The 20,720-nt window shown below is 67.9% G+C and carries 14 protein-coding genes; 8 read left to right on the forward strand and 6 right to left on the reverse strand.

Annotation, left to right across the window (positions count from 1 at the left end; genetic code table 11):
- Positions 1–4 precede the first annotated feature (4 nt).
- Genes nuoK through nuoN form a run of 4 tightly spaced genes read left to right on the forward strand, consistent with a single transcriptional unit; the run spans position 5 to position 5,404 of the window.
- Positions 5–316 carry an NADH-quinone oxidoreductase subunit NuoK gene (gene nuoK, locus E5S66_RS07350; protein ID WP_028838294.1) on the forward strand — a complete coding sequence of 104 codons (312 nt, stop codon included), beginning with the start codon at positions 5–7 and terminating at the stop codon, positions 314–316.
- A 4-nt stretch (positions 317–320) separates the two neighbouring features.
- Positions 321–2,393: an NADH-quinone oxidoreductase subunit L gene (gene nuoL / locus E5S66_RS07355; RefSeq protein WP_138348597.1), complete on the forward strand. Its 2,073-nt coding sequence runs from the start codon at positions 321–323 to the stop codon at positions 2,391–2,393.
- 31 nt (positions 2,394–2,424) lie between these two features.
- On the forward strand, positions 2,425–3,936 hold the full coding sequence (locus tag E5S66_RS07360; protein WP_138348598.1) for an NADH-quinone oxidoreductase subunit M: 1,512 nt from the start codon (positions 2,425–2,427) through the stop codon (positions 3,934–3,936).
- Between the two features lie 4 nt (positions 3,937–3,940).
- Positions 3,941–5,404 (forward strand): NADH-quinone oxidoreductase subunit NuoN, encoded by a 1,464-nt coding sequence (gene nuoN / locus E5S66_RS07365; RefSeq protein WP_138348599.1) that lies wholly within the window; start codon positions 3,941–3,943, stop codon positions 5,402–5,404.
- A 120-nt stretch (positions 5,405–5,524) separates the two neighbouring features.
- On the opposite strand, the gene E5S66_RS07370 is transcribed toward nuoN, so the two are convergent.
- The 3 genes from E5S66_RS07370 to E5S66_RS07380 form a co-directional block, all read right to left on the reverse strand.
- The gene (locus tag E5S66_RS07370) at positions 5,525–5,788 is read right to left on the reverse strand and encodes a DUF6522 family protein (RefSeq protein WP_138348600.1); all 264 of its coding nucleotides are present in this window, start codon (positions 5,786–5,788) and stop codon (positions 5,525–5,527) included.
- Between the two features lie 130 nt (positions 5,789–5,918).
- The gene (locus E5S66_RS07375; RefSeq protein ID WP_138348601.1) at positions 5,919–6,350 is read right to left on the reverse strand and encodes a c-type cytochrome; all 432 of its coding nucleotides are present in this window, start codon (positions 6,348–6,350) and stop codon (positions 5,919–5,921) included.
- Positions 6,351–6,358: 8 nt separating this feature from the next.
- Entirely contained in the window at positions 6,359–6,775 is a 417-nt protein-coding gene (locus tag E5S66_RS07380; protein WP_028838288.1) for a c-type cytochrome, read from the reverse strand.
- A 241-nt stretch (positions 6,776–7,016) separates the two neighbouring features.
- On the opposite strand from E5S66_RS07380, the gene E5S66_RS07385 reads away from it, so the two are divergent.
- The 4 genes from E5S66_RS07385 to E5S66_RS07400 all read left to right on the forward strand — a co-directional run bounded on the left by E5S66_RS07385 (position 7,017) and on the right by E5S66_RS07400 (position 17,543).
- Positions 7,017–8,162 (forward strand): efflux RND transporter periplasmic adaptor subunit, encoded by a 1,146-nt coding sequence (locus E5S66_RS07385; protein WP_138348602.1) that lies wholly within the window; start codon positions 7,017–7,019, stop codon positions 8,160–8,162.
- Positions 8,159–11,656, forward strand: a complete 3,498-nt coding sequence (locus tag E5S66_RS07390) for an efflux RND transporter permease subunit (protein ID WP_425472182.1) — start codon at positions 8,159–8,161, stop codon at positions 11,654–11,656. The genes E5S66_RS07385 and E5S66_RS07390 overlap by 4 nt, the downstream gene beginning before the upstream one ends.
- Positions 11,657–11,660: 4 nt before the next feature.
- Complete coding sequence (locus E5S66_RS07395; protein WP_138348603.1) at positions 11,661–14,732, forward strand: efflux RND transporter permease subunit; 3,072 nt, start codon at positions 11,661–11,663, stop codon at positions 14,730–14,732.
- Positions 14,733–14,837: 105 nt separating this feature from the next.
- Positions 14,838–17,543 carry a bifunctional acetate--CoA ligase family protein/GNAT family N-acetyltransferase gene (locus E5S66_RS07400; protein ID WP_138348604.1) on the forward strand — a complete coding sequence of 902 codons (2,706 nt, stop codon included), beginning with the start codon at positions 14,838–14,840 and terminating at the stop codon, positions 17,541–17,543.
- Between the two features lie 6 nt (positions 17,544–17,549).
- Here the strand turns inward: E5S66_RS07400 and E5S66_RS07405 are convergent, their stop codons facing one another.
- From E5S66_RS07405 to E5S66_RS07415, 3 genes are read right to left on the reverse strand one after another with little or no spacing between them, the layout of a single operon-like run.
- On the reverse strand, positions 17,550–18,764 hold the full coding sequence (locus E5S66_RS07405) for a TraB/GumN family protein (RefSeq protein ID WP_138348605.1): 1,215 nt from the start codon (positions 18,762–18,764) through the stop codon (positions 17,550–17,552).
- A complete protein-coding gene (locus E5S66_RS07410; RefSeq protein ID WP_138348606.1) occupies positions 18,757–19,644 on the reverse strand; it encodes a carbon-nitrogen hydrolase in 888 nt (295 codons plus the stop codon). The genes E5S66_RS07405 and E5S66_RS07410 overlap by 8 nt, the downstream gene beginning before the upstream one ends.
- Positions 19,644–20,690 carry an agmatine deiminase family protein gene (locus tag E5S66_RS07415; RefSeq protein WP_138348607.1) on the reverse strand — a complete coding sequence of 349 codons (1,047 nt, stop codon included), beginning with the start codon at positions 20,688–20,690 and terminating at the stop codon, positions 19,644–19,646. The genes E5S66_RS07410 and E5S66_RS07415 overlap by 1 nt, the downstream gene beginning before the upstream one ends.
- Positions 20,691–20,720: the final 30 nt, after the last annotated feature.

A 20,720-nucleotide genomic window follows, 5' to 3' on the forward strand; every position in this document is an offset into this window, starting at 1 on the left:
CCTGATGTCCGCCCTGACCCTGGGCCACTACTTGACGCTGGGCGCGGTGATCTTCTGCATCAGCGTCGCCGGCATCTTCCTGAACCGCAAGAACGTGATCATGCTGCTGATCTCGCTGGAGCTGATGCTGCTCTCGGTGAACATCAACTTCGTCGCTTTCTCGCGCTCGCTGGGCGACGCCGCCGGGCAGGTGTTCGTGTTCTTCATCCTCACCGTTGCCGCTGCCGAGGCCGCGATCGGCCTGGCGATCCTGGTGACCCTGTTCCGCAACCGCCGCAGCATCGACGTGGCGGACATCGATACGTTGAAGGGCTGACCTGATGGATCCGGCAATCCTCATCTCCAAGACCCAACTGGTGCTGGTCGTGTTGCTGCCGCTGATCGGCAGTCTGCTGGCTGGCCTGTTCGGCCGCCGGATCGGCCGCGCCGGCGCGCATACCGCCACCATCCTCGGCGTGGCGGCCAGCTGCGCGTTGTCTGTGCACGTGCTGTGGCAGCTGCTGCAGGGCGCGGCCACCTTCAACGAGAACCTCTACACCTGGATGCAGGTGGGCGACATCTCCGTCAACGTCGGCTTCATGGTCGACAAGCTGACCGCGATGATGATGGTGGTGGTCACCTTCGTGTCGCTGCTGGTGCACATCTACACCATCGGCTACATGGCCGAGGATGACGGCTACCAGCGCTTCTTCAGCTACATCTCGCTGTTCACCTTCAGCATGCTGATGCTGGTGATGAGCAACAACTTCATGCAGCTGTTCTTCGGCTGGGAAGCGGTGGGCCTGGTGTCCTACCTGCTGATCGGCTTCTGGTACAAGAAGCCGACCGCGATCTTCGCCAACCTCAAGGCGTTCCTGGTCAACCGCGTCGGCGACTTCGGCTTCCTGCTGGGCATTGCCGGCGTGCTGTACTGGATCGGCTCGCTCGACTACGCGCAGGCGTTCGCCAACGCCGACGCGATCCGCGGCATGAGCGTGGAAATCCTGCCGGGCCAGGCCTGGTCGATCGCGACGGTCATCTGCATCTGCCTGTTCATCGGCGCGATGGGCAAGTCGGCGCAGGTGCCGCTGCACGTGTGGCTGCCGGACTCGATGGAAGGCCCGACCCCTATTTCGGCGCTGATCCACGCCGCGACCATGGTGACCGCCGGCATCTTCATGGTGGCGCGCATGTCGCCGCTGTTCGAGCTGTCCGAGACCGCGCTCAACTTCGTCCTGTTCATCGGTGCGACCACCGCGTTCTGGACCGGCCTGATCGGCATGGTGCAGAACGACATCAAGCGGGTGGTGGCGTATTCCACGCTGTCGCAGCTCGGCTACATGACGGTGGCGCTGGGCGTGTCCGCGTACTCGGCGGCGGTCTACCACTTGATGACCCACGCCTTCTTCAAGGCGCTGCTGTTCCTGGGCGCCGGCTCGGTCATCATCGGCATGCACCACGAGCAGGACATGCGCAAGATGGGCGGCCTGCGCAAGTACATGCCGATCACCCACATCACCATGTGGCTGGGCACGCTGGCGCTGGTCGGCACGCCGTTCTTCAGCGGCTTCTACTCGAAGGACAGCATCATCGAGGCCGCCGCGCACCACGCCCACGAGAACGGCGGTTGGATCGCGCAGTACGCCAACTGGGCGGTGTTGCTGGGCGCGTTCGTGACCAGCTTCTACAGCTTCCGCCTGCTGTACCTGACCTTCTTCGGCAAGGAACGCTTCAAGGATGCCCACGGGCATGGCCATGACGCGCACCACGACGCCCATCACGATGACGGTCACGGCCACCACGGTGCGCACGTGCCGCACGAGTCGCCGTGGGTGGTGACCCTGCCGCTTGTGCTGCTGGCGATTCCGTCGGTGCTGATCGGCTTCCTCACCGTCGGACCGATGCTGTTCGGCACCGACGTGCTGGGCCATGCCAAGCAGGTGCCGTTCTTCGAAGGCACCATCCAGGTGCTGGCCGAAAACGACGTCATGGCGGCGCTGGCCGAGGAGTTCCACGGCCCGGTGGCGTTCGCGCTGCACGGTTTCATGGCGCCGGCGTTCTGGCTGGCGCTGGCGGGCTTCGCGCTGGCCACGCTGCTGTACCTGGTCAAGCCGGAGCTGCGCACGGGCATCGTGCGCGCGCTGGCCGCGCCGATCCGCCTGCTGGAGCGCAAGTACTACATGGACGACCTGTGGATCGGCGGCCTCGCCGGCGGCAGCCTCAAGCTGGGCAGGTTCTCCAGCCTGTTCGACAACAGGGTGATCGATGGCGCCGTGAACGGCAGCGTCAGCCTGATCGGCACGGTGGCGGCGTCGCTGCGCAAGGTGCAGACCGGCTACCTCTACCACTATGCGTTCGCAATGATCCTGGGCCTGGTCGCGCTGCTGGCGATGGCCCGGTACTACTGGCAGTAAGCCGGCAACCGACGAGATGGAAACCGCAAGCGTGACCCACTGGCCCCTGCTTAGTCTTCTGATCTGGCTGCCGATCCTCGGCGGCGTGTTCTCCCTGCTGGCCGGCAACAAGCGGCCGGAGCTGGCGCGCTGGGTCGCGCTCGGCTTCGCGCTGCTGACGCTTGCCCTGTGCGTGCCGCTGTTCACCGGCTTCGACATGACAACCGCGTCGATGCAGTTCGTAGAACAGCGCGCATGGATCCCCGCCTACGACATCCAGTACCACCTCGGCGTGGACGGCCTGTCGGTGCCGCTGATCGGCCTGACCGCGCTGGTCGGCGTGCTGGTGCTGGTGGGCGCGTGGGGCTCGGTGGGCAAGCGGGTGTCGCAGTACTTCGCCAGCCTGATGATTCTGGAAGGCGTGATGATCGGCGCGTTCTGCGCGCTGGACTCGATGCTGTTCTACGTGTTCTTCGAGGCCATGCTGATCCCGATGTTCATCGTGATCGGCGTGTGGGGCGGGCCGCGCCGGATCTATGCCGCGCTGAAGTTCTTCCTGTACACCTTCCTCGGCTCGGTGTTCATGCTGATCGGGCTGGTGTACCTGTACCTGAAGGGCGGCAGCTGGCAGATCGCCGACATGGCGGCGCTGCCGCTGACCATGACCGAGCAGACCTGGCTGTTCTTCGCCTTCTTCGGCGCGTTCGCGATCAAGGTGCCGATGTTCCCGGTCCACACCTGGCTGCCGGACGCGCACGTCGAGGCGCCCACCGGCGGCTCGGTGGTGCTGGCTGCGATCATGCTGAAGATCGGCGGCTACGGCTTCCTGCGCTTCACCCTGCCGATCGTCCCCGATGCCGGCCACGAGTTCGCCTGGCTGATGATCACGTTCAGCCTCATCGCGATCGTCTACGTGGGCTTGGTGGCGCTGGTGCAGCAGGACATGAAGAAGTTGATCGCCTATTCGTCGGTCGCGCACATGGGTTTCGTGACTCTTGGCATCTTCATCGCGTTCTCGCTGGTGCGCGACCAGGGCCTGGCGGACACCGCCCGCTTCGGCCTGCAGGGCGCAATGGTGCAGATGATCTCGCACGGCTTCATCTCCGCCGCGTTCTTCTCCTGCGTCGGCGTGCTGTATGACCGCATGCACACCCGCATGATCAAGGACTACGGCGGCGTGGCGAAGGTGATGCCGTGGTTCGCGCTGTTCTGGGTGTTTTTCGCCATGGCCAACGCCGGCCTGCCCGGCACCAGCGGCTTCGTCGGTGAATTCGTGGTGATCCTGGCTTCGTTCCAGCACAACCCGCTGATCGGCCTGGCCGCCGCGCTGACCCTGATCATCGGCGCCGGCTATTCGCTGTGGCTGACCAAGCGGATCATCTGGGGCGACGTGGGCAACGCGCACGTGGCCGAACTGAAGGACATCAACGCGCGCGAATGGATCGTGCTGGGCGTGTTTGCCGCCTTCACGCTGGCGCTGGGCATCAACCCCAAGCCGCTGACCGACCTGATGGAACCGTCCATCGCGCAACTGGCGGCCCAGCTCGCCGCTACGAAACTGTAAGGACATGACGACGATGCAGGCCACTCTCGCCATGCCGGCAGCCACCGAACTGCTGCCGTTGATTCCCGAACTGGTGCTGGTGGGCGCCGCGTTCGCGCTCCTGATGCTGGACCTGTTCCTGAAGGACAGCCAGCGCGTGGTCACCCACGTGCTCTCCATCGCCACCCTGGTGCTGGTGGGCGGGCTGATCGCAGCCGGCGTGGGCGTCGGCGACGACACCACGGTGCTCAACGGCATGTTCGTGCGGGACACCATGGCCGACGTGCTGAAGGTCACCACCTGCGTGGTGTCGGCGATCGCGCTGCTGTTCGTCTGGCCCTACCTGCGCGAGCGCGGGCTGTACAAGGGCGAAGTGTCGGTGCTGATGCTGTTCGCGGTGCTGGGCATGATGCTGCTGACCTCGGCCGGCAGCCTGATCATGGTCTATCTGGGCCTGGAGCTGCTGGCGCTGAGCTCCTATGCGCTGGTCGCCATCGACCGCGACAACAAGCTGGCTTCGGAAGCGGCGATGAAGTATTTCGTGCTGGGTGCGCTGGCCTCCGGTCTGCTGCTGTACGGCATGTCGCTGGTCTATGGCGCCACCGGCAGCCTGGACCTTGCGGCGATCCGCGAAGCCGCCCCGGGCGTGGCGCAGCCGATGCTGCTGCTGACCGGCGTGGCGTTCATGGTCGCCGGCATCTCGTTCAAGTTCGGCGCCGCGCCGTTCCACATGTGGCTGCCCGACGTCTACCACGGTGCGCCGACCCCGATCACCCTGTTCATCGGTTCGGCGCCCAAGCTGGCCGCGTTCGCCATGGTGGTGCGCCTGCTGGGCTTCGGTGCCGCGCCGCTGGCCGAACACTGGCAACCGATGCTGGCGGTGCTGGCCGCGCTGTCGCTGGTGGTGGGCAACGTGATCGCGCTGATGCAGACCAACCTCAAGCGCATGCTGGCGTATTCGACCATCTCGCACGTCGGCTTCCTGTTCCTCGGCCTGGCCGGCGGCGGCGCGGAAGGCTACGCGGCGGCGATGTTCTATGCGATCAGCTATGCGCTGATGGCCACCGCAGCGTTCGGCGCGATCGTGCTGCTGGCGCGTCGCGGCTTCGAGGCCGACAACATCGACGACTTCAAGGGCCTTAACGCGCGCGATCCGTGGAGCGCCGGCATGGTGCTGTGCGTGATGGCGTCGCTGGCCGGCATCCCGCCGTTCCTGGGCTTCTGGGCCAAGCTGGCGGTGCTGCGTGCCGCGATCAATGGCGGCATGCTGTGGCTGGCCATCGTCGGCGTGGTGTTCGCGGTGATTGGCGCGTTCTATTACCTGCGCGTGATCAAGGTCATGTACTTCGACGAGCCGGTGGGCGAGCCGGTGCTGCCGCGCGACGACCGCGCGCTGCGGCTGGTATTCGGCGTCAACGCGCTGGGCCTGCTGGTCCTGGGCGTGTTCTGGAACCCGCTGATGGCGTGGTGCCAGGCGGCTTTCGCCTGAGACCAGCGGCCGCGCCGGCGTCGCCGCGATGGCGCGCGGGGAAAACGCAAAAGCCCGCCATCTGGCGGGCTTTTCGTTTGCGGGAATCACGCTTCCACAGCGCCCGCCGCCCGGCTGCGATCAGCGCGAGCGCTGCTCCACGTCGCCAACGAAGCGCCCCTGCCGGTCCACCACCACGCGCGCGCGTTTGGGCCCGTGGTAGAAGCTGGCGCGATACAGGCCGGCGTCCTCGCCGGTGCCGCGCTCGCACAGCCGGTCGATTTTGCGCTGCTCCAGCAGGCGCAGGAAGGCTTCCTGTTCCAGGCCCAGCGCAGCGGCGATCGGCGCCGCGTCGATCTCGATTTCGAGCGTGGGATTGAGGTCGAGCGGGATGGATTTGCCCATGGCGTGCTGCCGTTCGGTAACCGGCTTATTCCGCCGTCTGCGCGTACTCGGTGCCATGACCCCGGTCAACCGATCGGCAAACGAAAGGGGCCTTGCGGCCCCTTCCGGAATGCGCGGATGCAGCAGGCGCTCAGTTGACGTTCTGCAGGTCCCGCAGGCTGCCCGGCACGCTGGCGTAGTAGGCGGCAAGGTCGGCGATCTGCTGATCGCTCAGGTTCTTGGCCTGAGCGGCCATCACGTCGGCGGTGGAACCTGCGCGGGTGCCGCCGCGGTAGCCCTGCAGCGACTGCGCAAGATAGTCGGCGTACTGGCCGCCCAGCTTCGGGTACATGCCGTCGATCGGGGCGTTGCCGTCGGCGCCGTGGCAGGACGCGCAGGGGGCGATGCCTTCGCCGCCCTTGGCGGCGAACTCGCGGCCGGCATCGATGTTGCCGTCGGGCAGGCCGGCGGAGCTGGATTTGGCTTCACCCGCTGCGGCGTGGCCGCCTTCGGACTTGCCGCCGCAGGCCGACAGGGCCAGCGCGCAGGCGAGGGTGAGCAGGGTCATGGAGGTCTTGGTCATGGCGCGGCTCACTTCAGGCTGGACAGGTAGGCGGCGATGTCGGCGATGTCCTGCTGGGAGAAGCTCTCCGCCTGCGCCTGCATCGTCGGGTGTTTGCGCTTGCCGGTGCCGTATTCGGTCAGGGCGTTGCGCAGGTAGGTTTCCGACTGGCCGCCGATCTTGGGCACGTGGTAGCTGGGATAGGCGTTCTTGTAGCCGGTGAGGCCATGGCAGCCGCGGCAGGTGTAGGTCAGGCCCTTGCCGCGGGTGGCGTCGCCGGTGGCGGGCGCGGTGGGCGCAGCCGGGGCGGGGGCGGCTGCAGCGGGCGCAGCTTCGGCGGTGGGCGCGGCAGCATCAGCGGCGGCTGGTGCGGGCGGATCCTGCGCAGTGACGGCAAAGGCCGTCAGGAGCAGAGCAAGGCTTGCGGCAATCGGCAGCGGTCGCATCATCTGGCTGTTCCGGACTGTGGATCGGTAAAAGGAGGCGGGCGCCGGTGTTGGGCGCCCGTTCATTCGAGTATAGCGGCGAATGCCGCGGACTTCACATGCGACTCATCCGCATCGCCGCAGCGAATGGTTCGGCACGGTCGAAAACCATGCCATTGGCATGCATGACCTTCGACGGATAGCACAGGTTGCGGGGTCGGTGACATACTTGACTACAACACTACCCATCAGCCATTCCCCCATGCGCCCATCGATCCCGGTTCCCGCTTTCCATTCCAGCCGCCTGCTTCCGTTTGCCAGGCTCAGTCTGCTGGCCGTTGCCCTGGCGCTTGCCGCCTGCAAGGGGGGCGGCGCCGAGGGCGGCAAGGGGCCGGACGGCAAGGATCAGGCCAGCAAGGGGCCGGAAGCCATCCCGGTGGAAGTGATCAAAGCCTCCACCCGCTCGATTTCCGCCAGTTATGCCGGCACCGCGCCGCTGGAAGCGCGCGCGGAGGCGCAGGTGGTGGCGAAGACCTCGGGCATCGCGCTGCAGGTCTATGCCGACATCGGCCAGCAGGTGAGGGCCGGCCAGGCGCTGGTGCGGATCGACCGCGACCGCGCCAACCTGCAGGTCGCCCAGGCCGATGCGGAAGTGCGCAAGCTGGAGGCCAACTACCGGCGCTCCGCGCAGTTGCTGGATCAGAAGATGGTCAGCGTGAACGACGTGGACCAGCTGCGTTACAACCTGGAAAACGCGCGCGCGCAGCTGCGGATGGCGAAGCTGGAACTGTCCTACGGCACGGTGAGCGCGCCGATCTCCGGCGTGGTGGCGTCGCGCAGCATCAAGCAGGGCAACCTGGTGCAGATCAACACGCCGATCTTCACCATCGTCGACGTCTCCAGGCTCGAAGCCACGCTCAACGTGCCGGAGCGCGAGATCGCAACCCTGAAGGCCGGCCAGGCGGTGCAGCTCACCGTGGACGCGCTGCCGGGCAAGACTTTTGATGGCCGCATCGATCGGGTTTCGCCGGTGGTGGATGCCGGCAGCGGCACCTTCCGGGTGATCTGTGCGTTCGACGGCGGCGGCCTGCTGCAGCCGGGCATGTTCGCGCGCATCCGCATCAACTACGACCAGCGCGCCGACGCGCTGGTGATCCCGCGCACCGCGCTGCTGGAAGACGGCGGCGCGCCGGCCGTATTCACGGTCAAGGCCGGCAAGGCCGTGCGTTCGGAACTCAAGCTGGGTTACGTGGATGGCGAATGGGTGGAGGTGCGCGGCGGCCTGCGCGCGGGCGATCCGGTGGTGGTGGCCGGCAAGTCGGCCTTGCGCGAAGGGAGCGCGGTGCAGGTGATCGGCGACAAGGCCGCGCCTGCAGTCCCGGCGCCCGCAAAGGCGACCGCCAAGTGAGTTCGCCTTCGAGCCCCCGGCCGGAGCCCGCGCAGGACCCGCACCACGCGCTCGCGGCCGGCTTCAGCCTGGTGGAGTTCGCCACCCGCCGGCGCGTCACCATCGCGATGATGACGCTGACCCTGGTGCTGTTCGGGCTGATTGCGCTGGGCAGCCTCAAGGTCAACCTGTTGCCTGACCTCAGCTATCCCACCCTGACCGTGCGCACCGACTACGAGGGCGCGGCGCCGGCGGAAATCGAGACCCTGATCTCGCAGCCCGCCGAAGAGGCGCTGGGCGTGGTCAAGGGCCTGCGCAAGCTGAAATCGGTGTCGCGTACCGGCCAATCCGACGTGGTGATGGAATTCGCCTGGGGCACGAACATGGACCAGGCCAGCCTGGACGTGCGCGACAAGATGGAGGCGCTGCAGTTCCCGCAGGACGCCAAGCCGCCGGTGCTGCTGCGCTTCAATCCTTCCACCCAGCCGATCATGCGGCTGGCGCTGTCGCCGAAGCGGCAGGGTGCCGGCAGCGTCGAGGACATCCGCCAGCTGATGGAACTGCGCCGCTTCGCCGACGACGACCTCAAGCGCAAGCTCGAGCCGGTCGAGGGCGTGGCCGCGGTGAAGGTGGGCGGCGGCCTGGAGGACGAAGTGCAGGTGGACATCGACCAGCGCAAGCTGGCGCAGTTCGGCCTTACGTTGGACAACGTGATCAACCGGCTGGCGCAGGAGAACGTGAACGTTTCCGGCGGGCGGCTGGAGGAAGGCTCGCAGCGCTACCTCGTGCGCACCGTCAACCAGTTCGCCACCGTCGAAGAAATGGCGAACATGCTGCTGACCACGCGCAGCGCCGCGGCCGGCAATGCCGGCAACGAACAGGCGATGCGCCTGGCCGCCGCCAGCGGCGATGCGCGGGTGATGGCCGCGCTGTCGCAGGGTGGCAACACCCAGGCGGGGACCTCGCCGCTGCGGCTTAAGGACGTGGCCACGGTGCGCCAGGGCTACAGGGAGCGCGAGGCGATCATCCGGCTCAACGGGCGCGAGGCGGTCGAGCTGGCGATCTACAAGGAAGGCGATGCCAATACCGTGTCCACCGCCGATGCGCTGGAAACCAGGCTCAAGGCCATCCGCGAGAAGCTGCCCGCCGACATCGAACTGACCAACATCGAGGACCAATCGATCTTCATCCGCAACGCGATCCGCGACGTCAAGGTGGACGGTGTGATCGGCGGCCTGCTGTCGGTGCTGATCATCTTCCTGTTCCTGCGCGATGGCTGGAGCACCTTCGTCATCAGCCTGTCGCTGCCAGTGTCGATCATCGCCACCTTCTTCTTCATGAGCCAGCTTGGCCTGTCGCTCAACGTGATGTCGCTGGGTGGCCTGGCGCTGGCCACCGGCCTGGTGGTGGATGACTCCATCGTGGTGCTGGAATCAATCGCAAAGGCGCGCGAGCGCGGGCTCGGCATCCTCGAGGCGGCGATCACCGGCACCCGCGAGGTCAGCATGGCGGTGGTGGCATCCACCCTGACCACGATCGCGGTGTTCCTGCCGCTGGTGTTCGTGCAGGGCATCGCCGGCCAGCTGTTCCGCGACCAGGCGCTGACGGTGGCGATCGCCATCGGCGTCTCGCTGGTGGTGGCGATGACCCTGATCCCGATGCTGAGCGCCCTGAAGGGCCGCCCGCCGCTGGGCTTCCCGGAAGAGGCGGCGACCGCGCACTGGCAGCCGCAGAAGCGCTGGCAGAAGCCGGCGGCGTATGCCGGACGTGGCGTCGGCGCGCTGTTCCGCTATGGCTTCTTCAGCGTGGCGTGGTTGGTGGTGCGCGCCTGGCGCGGGGTGGTGTCGGTGGTCGGCCCGGTGATGCGCAAGCTCAGCGATCTGGCGATGGCGCCCTACGGTCGCGCAGAACGTGCCTACATGCAGGTGCTGCCGAAATCCCTGCAGCGGCCCACCCCGGTGCTGCTGGTGGCCGCGCTGGCGTTCGCGCTGACGATGGCGGCGGTGCCGCTGCTGGGCACCGACCTGATCCCGCAGTTCGCGCAGGACCGCTTCGACATGACCGCCAAGCTGCCGCCGGGAACGCCGCTGGCCAAGACCGACGCGCTCGTCCGCGACGTGCAGGCGCTGCATGCGAAGGATGCCGGCGTGCGCGTGCTGTACGGCGTCTCGGGCACCGGCACCCGGCTGGATGCCAGCCCGACCGAAAGCGGCGAGAACATCGGCAAGCTGTCGGTGGTGATGGAAAGCAACGACGCGGAAGGCCCGTTGACCGAGGCGCTGCGCAAGACCATGCAGGACTACCCCGGCGTGCAGGTGGATTTCAGCCGTCCCGAGCTGTTCAGCCTGTCGCCGCCGCTGGAGATCGAGGTGGAGGGCGCGGACCTGGAAACCATCCGCAAGGCCGGCAACCGGCTGGCCGGGATGCTGCGCGCCAACCCGCACTACGCCGACGTCAAGTCGACGGTGGAGCAGGGCTTCCCGGAAATCCAGATCCGCTTCGACCAGGACCGCGCCGCCGCGCTCGGCCTGACCACGCGGCAGATCGCCGACGTGGTGGTGAACAAGGTCAAGGGCAACGTGGCGACCCGCTACAGCTTCCGCGACCGCAAGATCGACGTGCTTGTGCGCGCGCAGGAATCCGACCGCAGCTCGGTGGATGACCTGCGCCGGCTGATCGTCAACCCGGGCAGCGGAACGCCGGTGGAGCTGGCGTCCGTGGCCGACGTGGTGGCCACCACCGGGCCCAGCGAGATCCACCGCGCCGACCAGCGCCGCGTCGCCATCGTCTCCGCCAACCTGCGCGACATCGACCTTGGCGGTGCAATCCGCGAGGTGAACGACATGGTGGCGTCGAGCCCGCTGGGCACCGATATCGACATGCGCATCGGCGGGCAGGGCCAGGAACTGGATGAGTCGATCCGCTCACTGCTGTTCGCGTTCGGGCTGGCGATCTTCCTGGTCTACCTGGTGATGGCCTCGCAGTTCGAATCGCTGCTGCATCCGTTCGTCATCCTGTTCACCATCCCGCTGGCGCTGGTGGGCGCGGTAGCGGCGCTGCTGATGACCGGTTCGCCGGCCTCGGTGGTGGTATTCATCGGCCTGATCCTGCTGGTGGGGCTGGTGGTGAAGAACGCGATCATCCTGATCGACAAGGTCAACCAGCTGCGCGAGGAGGGCGTGGCCAAACGCACCGCGCTGGTGGAGGGTGCACGCTCGCGCCTGCGTCCGATCATGATGACCACGCTGTGCGCGGTGTTCGGCTTCCTGCCGCTGGCGCTGGCCTTCGGCGATGGTGCGGAAGTGCGCAGCCCGATGGCGATCACGGTGATCGGCGGCCTGCTGGTGTCGACCCTGCTGACCCTGCTGGTGATCCCGGTGGTCTATGACCTGCTGGACCGCAAACCGGACGAGTTCTACGCGGAACGCGGCCGGCGCGTGCGCGCCGTGGCGGAGCAGGCGGCCGAGCTGATCTCGCACGAACACGACCCGCTGAATGGCGGCGCGAAGGCCTGATCGGATGAACATCACCGAGCTCTCCATCCGTCGCCCCATCACCACGATCATGCTGTTCGTGTCGATGGTGGCGATCGGCCTGATCGCTTCCTTCCGCCTGCCGCTGGAGGCCGAGCCGGAAGCCACCATCCCGTTCTTCTTCGTGTCGCTGCCGTACCCCGGCTCCACCCCGGAAGAGGTGGAGCGCAACCTGGTGCGCCCGGTCGAGGAGGCGCTGGCGACGATGCCGGGCATCGAAACGATGAACTCGCGGGCAAACGCCGACGGCGGCTCGATCCAGGTGCGCTTCAGCGACTGGAGCCGCGACATCGCCATCGCCGCCTCCGAGGCGCGCGAGCGCATCGACGCGATCCGCGACCAGCTGCCGGACGATTTCCGCCGCTACTTCGTGCAGCGCTGGAGCACCTCCGACCGCGAGGCGCTGAGCCTGCGCCTGACCAGCAGCATCGACCTGACCGCCCGCGCCGACCTGATCGAACGCAGCATCAAGCAGCGGCTCGAGCGCCTGCCCGGGGTGGCCCGGGTGGAAGTGGAAGGCGTGGCCAAGCAGGAAGTGCTGGTGGCGCTGGACAAGGACCGCCTGACCGCGCACGGCGTGGTGCTGAACGAGCTGGTGCAGAAGCTGCAGGCGGCCAACTTCGCGGTATCCGCCGGCGAGATCACCGAGGCCGGGCGGCGCCTGCGCGTGCAGCCGCTGGGCGAGCTGCAGCGACTGCAGCAGCTGCGCGACCTGCGCATCGACAAGAAGGGCACCCGCCTGTCCGACATCGCCGACGTCGACCTGCAGCCGCAGCGCATGAACTACGTGCGGCAGATGGACGGCAAGCCGAGCGTGGGCGTGGACATCTACAAGGAACGCGCGGCGAACCTGGTCGACCTGTCGCGGATGGTGCGCAAGGAGATCACGCTGCTGGAGCAGGACCCGGCGATGCGCGGGGTGAAGATCGAGGTCACCGACGACCAGGGCCAGGCCGTGACCAGCTCGCTGCTGGCGCTGGCGGAGGCCGGCGGCATCGGCCTGCTGCTGTCGGTGGTGGTGTTGTATGCCTTCCTGCGCCACTGGCCATCCACCCTGATGGTGTCCACGGCGATCCCGATCTGTTTCACGATGACCCTGGGCTTCATGTATTTCGCCGGGATCACCCTCAACATCATCTCGATGATGGGCCTGCTGCTGGCGGTGGGCATGCTGGTGGACAACGCCGTCGTGGTGGTCGAGAGCATCTACCAGGAGCGCGAGAAGTACCCCGGCAAACCGTGGCTGGCGTCGATCATCGGCACCCGCCACGTGGCCATCGCGCTGTCGGCCGGCACGCTTTGCCACTGCGTGGTGTTCCTGCCGATGCTGTTCGGCGAGAAGAACATCATCACCATCTACCTGAGCCAGTTGGCGGTGACCATTTCGGTGTCGCTGCTGGCCTCGTGGCTGGTGGCGATCAGCCTGATCCCGATGCTGTCGGCGCGGATGAAGACCCCGCCGGCGCTGAAGTCGCCGTTCATCACCGGGATGCAGGCGCGCTATGCCCGCCTGCTGCGCTGGACCCTGCTGCATCGCGGCTGGAGCGTGGCCGGGATCCTGGCGATCTCGCTGGTCAGCGTGTATCCGATGATGAACACCACCGGTAGCGGCGACGACAGCGATCCCACCGAGATCAACATCTTCTACCAGTGGAAGGGCTCCTATTCCAAGGAGGAGATGGGCAAGGAAGTCGCGCGGGTCGAGCAGTTCGTCAATGCGCACCGCAAGGACTTCAAGATCGACCGCGTGTACAGCCGCTACAGCGAACAGGGCTGGGCGCAGACCCGCCTGTTCCTGACCATCGACGACGCCGAACAGAACAAGAAGATTTCCGAGGAAGTGCGCAAGGGGTTGCCCAAGTCCGCGCGCGCCAAGCTCGGCATCGGCTGGCCCGGTGGCATGGGCAGCGGCGACGGGCAGGGCATCACCTTCAGCCTGATCGGCGATTCCACCCAGACCCTGAAGGAGCTTGCCGACGACATCGTGCCGATCCTGGCGCGCAATCCGAAGCTGCGCGACGTGCGCGTGGACACCGGCGATGCCAACACCGAGCTGAAGGTGCAGGTGAACCGCGAGCGCGCGGCGGCCTATGGCTTCAGCGCGCAGCAGGTGGCGCAGTTCGTCGGCATGGCGCTGCGCGGCTCGTCGCTGCGTGATTTCCATCGCGAGGACGTCGAGATTCCGGTCAACGTGCGTTTCGCCGGCTCGGACAGCTACAGCCTGGAGGACCTGTCCACCTTCCTGGTGCGCGCGCCGAACGGCACCGAGGTGCCGCTGCTGGCGATGGTGGACGTGGACACCACGCCTGCCGCCACCCAGATCCAGCGCCAGAGCCGGCAGACCATGCTGCAGGTGCAGGCCGGGCTGGCGCAGGGCGCTTCCATGCAGGACGCCCGCAAGTCGATCGAGGACACCCTGAAGAACGTGCAGTTCCCGCCGGGCTACAGCTATACCTTCGACGGCGCCGGCTTCAACATCAACTTCGACGGCATGGACCAGATGATCCGCGCGATCGGCATCGCGCTGGTGCTGATGCTGGTGATCATGGCGGCGGTGTTCGAATCGCTGCTGTTCCCGCTGGCGATCATGAGCTGCGTGCTGTTCTCGATCTTCGGCGTGTACTGGCTGTTCTGGCTCACCGGCACCGAGATGAACATCATGGCGGTGATCGGCATCCTGGTGCTGATGGGCGTGGTGGTGAACAACGGCATCGTGATGATCGAGCACATCAACAACCTGCGCCGCCGCGGCCTGCCGCGCATCGACGCGCTGGTCGAAGGCAGCCGCGAGCGGCTGCGCCCGATCATGATGACGATGGGCACCGCGATCCTGGCGATGATCCCGATCGCGCTGTCCACCAAGACCGCCGACGGCATGCCGCCGTACTACCCGATGGCGCGCGCGATCGCGGGCGGGCTGGCGTTCTCCACCGTGGTCAGCCTGCTGTTCCTGCCCACCATCTACGCGCTGCTGGACGATCTGCGCACCGGCAGCTCGCGGCTGCTGGAGCGGGCGCGGATGAGCCGCGCGCAGCGGCGGGCGCCGGCGGCGGGCTGAGTGCCGCCGAGGGGCATCTCCCCCTCGCGGCCGTTGCGGCAACCGGAGCGTGGACGCCGGACGCGTTATCGTGTGTCGCAACGCGACGCGGGAGACGGTTCCGGGATGAGTACCTACGCACTGGACGCGGTGTTCCGGCCGCGCTCGCTGGCGCTGGTTGGCGCCAGTCCGCGCGAACGCTCGGTCGGTCGCGCCATCCTGCGCAACCTGCGCGAAGGTGGCTTCGCCGGGCCGCTGGGCGTGGTCAATCCGCGCTATCCGCAGATCGACGGAATACGGGCGGTGGCCCGGCTGGCCGATCTGGGGTTCGCGCCCGAGCTGGTGGTGGTGTCCTCGCCGGCGGCCACGGTGCCGCGGGTGATCGCCGATGCTGCCGCGGTTGGCGCGCGTGCGGCCATCATCGTCACCGCCGGGTTGGGGCGTGGCCCCGGCTCGCTGCTGGAACAGACCGAGGCCGCAGCGCGCGCGCACGGCCTGCGCATCGTCGGGCCCAACTGCCTGGGCGTGATGGCGCCGCATGCCCGACTCAACGCCAGCTTCGCCGCCGGTGCACCGCTGGCCGGCGACCTGGCGCTGGTGTCGCAGTCCGGGGCGATCGCCTCGGGGCTGGTGGAATGGGGCAAGGCGCGCGGGGTCGGGTTCTCGGCGGTTGTGTCGCTGGGCGACGCGCTGGACGTGGACGGCGGCGACCTGCTCGACTGGTTCGCGCAGGATCCGAAGACCCGCGCAATTTTGCTGTACATCGAATCGATCCAGGACGCGCGCAAGTTCATGTCGGCCGCGCGTGCGGCGGCGCGTGCCAAGCCGGTGGTGGTGGTGAAGTCCGGCCGGCATGCGCAGGGCGCGCGCGCCGCCGCCACCCATACCGGTGCGCTGGCGGGTTCCGATGGCGTGTACGACGCCGCGTTCCGGCGTGCCGGGCTGCTGCGGGTGATGGCGCTGGACGAGCTGTTCGCCGCGGCGGAAACGCTGGGTCACCTGCGCAGCACGCCGGGGCGACGGCTGGCCATCCTCACCAACGGCGGCGGCATCGGCGTGCTGGCTGTCGACCGGCTGGTGGACATGGGCGGCACCCTGGCGAGCATCGACGATCCCACCCGCGAGCGGCTGGAGGCGCTGCTGCCGCCGACCTGGTCGCGGGCCAATCCGATCGACGTGATCGGCGATGCCGACGCCGCGCGCTACGCCGCTTCGCTGGAGGCGCTGCTGGCCAGCCCGGAGAACGACGCGGTGCTGGCCATGCATGTGCCCACCGCGCTGTCGTCGTCGCAGGACACCGCAGAGGCCGTCGCCGGCGTGTTGGCTGCCCGCCCGCGCGGCTCCATCGGCAAGCCGGTGCTGGGCGTTTGGGTTGGTGCCGGTCACGACGCCACTGCGCGGCTGGATGCGGCGGGGGTGCCGACCTATTCCAGCGAAGCCGACGCGGTACGCGGCTACATGTACCTGGTGCGCCATCGCGAGGCGCAGCGCGCATTGATGGAAACGCCGCCCAGCCTGCCGGAGGATTTCGAAGTGGACACCGCCGCCGCGCGCGCGGTGGTGGACGGCGCGCTGGCCGCGGGCCGGCGCTGGCTGGATCCGCTGGAGGTCGCCGCGCTGCTGCGCGCCTACGCCATTCCGGCCACCCCGGTCGCGCTGGCCACGGATCCCGCGCATGCCGAGCAGGTGGCCGCGCCGCTGTTGGCCGCCGGCACGCCGGTCGCGCTGAAGATCCTGTCGCCGGACATCGTCCACAAGTCCGATGTCGACGGCGTGCGCCTGAACCTGACCAGCGGTGCCGCCGTGCGCGAAGCCGCCGAGGTGATCCTGGCGCGCACGCGCGCACTGCGGCCGCAGGCGCGCATCGACGGCGTGACCGTGCAACCGATGGTTCTGAAGCCGAAGGCGCGCGAGCTGATCGTCGGCCTGGCGGATGATCCGACCTTCGGCCCGGTGGTGGTGTTCGGCCGCGGCGGCACCGCGGTGGAGGTCATCGACGACAAGGCGCTGGCGCTGCCGCCGCTGGACCTGCGGCTGGCCCATGAGCTGATCGCGCGCACCCGCGTTTCGCGCATTCTCAAGGCCTATCGCGACGTGCCCGCCGCCGACGAGCGCGCGGTGGCACTGGTGCTGGTGAAGCTGGCGCAGCTGGCCGCCGACATCCCCCAGGTGCGCGAACTGGACATCAACCCGCTGCTGGCCGATCGCGATGGAGTGGTGGCGGTGGATGCGCACGTGGCCATCGCCCCCGCCGACGAAAGCCCGAACCGCGGCCCGTGGCATTCGCGGATGGTGATCCGCCCGTATCCGTCCGAATGGGAGCGCGAGGTCGACCTCGCCCACGACGAGCGCATGTTCGTGCGCCCGGTGCGGCCCGAGGATGAAGCCCTGTTCCGCGAGTTCTTCGGCCGCATCAGCGACGAGGACCTGCGGCTGCGGTTCTTCTCCACCGTGCGCCACTTCAGCCACGAATTCATCGCCCGCCTGACCCAGCTCGATTACGCGCGGGCGATCGCGCTGGTGGCGCTGGGCACCGATACCGGCCAGCTGTTGGGCGTGGTCCACCTGCTGGCCGACGCCAATTTCGAGAAGGGCGAGTACAGCATCCTGGTGCGCTCGGACCTGAAGGGCTACGGCATCGGCTGGCAGCTGATGCGGATGATGGTCGAATACGCGCGCAGCGTCGGCCTGAAGACGGTGGAAGGCCAGGTGCTGCGCGAGAACGCGACGATGCTGCGGATGTGCCGCCAGCTGGGCTTCCGGGTCAACGTGGATCCGGACGACATGATGCTGATGGACGTGGCGCTGGACGTGGCCAGCGCGCAGGTCTGAAGCCGGCTAGTGGATCAGCCGGCCGAGGATGCTGGCGCCGGAAATCCACACGCCGATCGCGCTGCCGATGTTGCTCAGCAGGAACACCAGCACCACCCGGCACACCCGGTTGCGGTACCAGCCCGCCAGCGTCTGCGCGTCGTCGCGCAGGGCCAGGAAGTCGGGGTAGGCCGGCTTGCGCAGGTGCACTTCCGCCAGTGCGCTGAACATCCCCGGCGGCAGGCCGGGGCGGAACGGCTTCAGCGGTGCGGCGATGGCGGCGGCGAGGATGCTCAGCACATGCCCGCGCGCCAGCAGCGCGCCCAGCGCCGCCAGTCCGCCGGTCCAGGCCACCCATTGCAGCAGCAGGTCGCGGCCCAGGTCGCGGCCGCCGTGGAAATAACCCCAGGCGATGCCGCCGCAGATCAGCACCATCAGGGTGAGGGTGATCCAAGGGATGTTGCGCTTCTGCCGGACCTGCACCAGTTCCTCGGTCAGCGCCTGCGGCGCACGCTGCTCTTCGGCGAGGTATTTCGCCATGCCCTTGAGGTGGCCGGCGCCGACCACGGCGAGGACGTGCTTCGCACCGTCGCCGCGCTCGCGCAGCTTCGCCGCCATGTAGCGGTCGCGCTCGTCGATCAGGCTGGCGTACAGCGTCGGCGTTTCGCGGGCGAACTCGCCGAAGCTGGACTCCAGCATGTCGCCTTCCTTCAGTCGCTCGATGTCGGCTTCGGAGACATCCTCGCGGTCGAACAGTCCGGCGGCGACGCTGCCGATCAGCTTGGCGCGGTCCCACCAGCTCAGGCCCTGCAGGATGCGGCGGAAGGTGATGCCCACGTCGCGGTCGATCAGCTGCAGCGACAGCCCGCGTGCCACCGCCTCGGTGGCCGCGGCCTTCAGTTCCGCACCCGGCTCGATGCCCAGCTGTTCGGCCAGCCGGCGCTGGTAGGCCGCCAGCGCAAGGTTGGCGGCGAACGGCGCCACCTTCTTCTCGCGGATCACCTTGACAAGGTCCAGCTGCGCCAGCGCGTCGGGCTGGGTCAGCGCCTTGTGGCGCTGCTCGTCCAGCTCCACCGCCACCGCGTCGAAGCGGCCGCTGTCGATGGCGGCGTTGACCGCGTCGATGCTGGCCCTGGAGACGTGGGCGGTGCCCAGCAGGGTGTAGCGGACACCGTCGCGCTCCAGCTCGACGACGGGCTGGCCGGCATAGCTGGTGCTGTCCTGCGCGGCGGCCTCAGTCACGGTAGCGCTTCGTCAGGTCGCCGTAGGCGTCGATGCGGCGGTCGCGCAGGAACGGCCAGATCCGGCGCACGTGCTCGCTGCGCTGCATGTCCACCTCGGCCAGCAGGAGGGTTGGCTCGGTACCGGCTTCGGCGATGAACTCGCCCTGCGGTCCCAGCACGTGGCTGTTGCCCCAGAAATCGATGCCGGATGCGTCCAGCGGCGACGCTTCATGGCCAACGCGGTTGCACGACAGCACCGGCAGGCCGTTGGCCACGGCATGGCCGCGGTGGCTGAGCACCCAGGCATCGCGCTGGCGGGTCTTCTCGTCCTGCGCATCGTCCGGGTCCCAGCCGATCGCGGTGGGATACAGCAGCAGCTCGGCGCCGGCCAGCGCCATCAGGCGCGCGCCTTCCGGATACCACTGGTCCCAGCACACCAGCACGCCGAGGCGGCCGACGCTGGTATCGATGGGATTGAAGCCGAGGTCGCCCGGGGTGAAGTAGAACTTCTCGTAGAACCCCGGATCGTCCGGGATGTGCATCTTGCGGTACTTGCCGGCAATCGAACCGTCGGCATCAAAGACCACCGCGGTGTTGTGGTACAGCCCGGTGGCGCGCTTCTCGAACAGCGAGCTGACCAGCACCACGCCGTGCTGCTTCGCCAGCGCCGACAGGCGCGCGGTCGAGGGGCCGGGAATCGGTTCGGCCAGGTCGAATTCGCAGACGGATTCGTGCTGGCAGAAGTACGCACCGTTGTGCAGTTCCTGCAGCAGGACGAGTTTCGCCCCCGATTTTGCAGCCTCGGCCACGCGGGTTTCGATCACCGCGAGGTTGGCCTCGGCGTCGCCATGGTTGCGCTCCTGCACCAGCGCGACGGGAAGCTTGCTGTACCTGGACATCAGACCAGACCCTCCGGCAATTGCATGGTGATGCAGTGCAGGCTGCCGTTCTGCCAGATCAGCGGGCGGCAGGGCACCTGCACGATTTCGCGGCCGGGGAACGCCTGCGCCAGCACCGCGGCCGCCGCATTGTCGGCCGCATCGCCGTAAGCCGGCATCAAAACCGCACCGTTGACGATCAGGAAGTTGGCGTAGCTGGCGGCAAGTCGGCGCGGCTGGCCGTCTTCGCCGATGTCGAGGACCGGCTGGGCCCACGGCAGCGGGAACAGGCGGTACGGCTTGCCGTTGCGGGTGCGCAGCGCGGCGATCTCGTCGGCCATCGCCTTGAGGTCGGCGTAGTGCGAATCCGCCTGGTCATCGCAGGCCTGGAAGACGATCGCATCGCCTGGGGCGAAGCGGGCCAGGGTGTCGATATGGGCGTCGGTGTCATCGCCCTCCAGCGCACCGTGGTCCAGCCACAGCACGCGGTCCTGGTGCAGCCACGCCGACAGCTGCGCGGTCAGTTCCTCGCGGCCGGCATCGGGATGGCGTTCGTGCAGGCAGCGCCAGGTGGTGAGCAGGGTGCCGTGGCCGTCGGTTTCGATGCCGCCGCCTTCCAGCGCGAAATCGATGCGCTGGCGCGGCGTATCGCCGAACACGCCCTGCGCGGCCAGCGTTTCCACCAGCAGGTCATCGCGGCCCGCTTCGAACTTGCCGCCCCAGGCGGTGAAGCGGAAATCGAGCAGGCGGAAGCCGTCGCCCTCGCGCAGCGAAACCGGCCCGGAATCGCGCAGCCAGGTGTCGTCGTAGGCGACGGTCACGAACCGCACCCGCGCCATGTCCACCCGGTTGGAGCGCAGGCGGATGTCGGCATAGGTTTCGACGTCGTCGTCGGCCACGCAGATCATCACCGGCTGGAAGCGGGTGATCGCCTGCACCAGCGCGATGTAGGTGTCCTCGACGTCGCCAAGGCGGTCGGCCCAGTCGGTGCCGGCATGCGGCCACGCGATCAGGATCGCCGACTGGGGTTCCCACTCGGCGGGGAAGCGCACGGAAATTTCGGTCATCGTTCTGCAGGAAAGTCCCGCGCCGCGGCG

Source organism: Thermomonas fusca, assembly GCF_005862345.1.
Taxonomy (GTDB): Bacteria; Pseudomonadota; Gammaproteobacteria; order Xanthomonadales; family Xanthomonadaceae; genus Thermomonas; species Thermomonas fusca.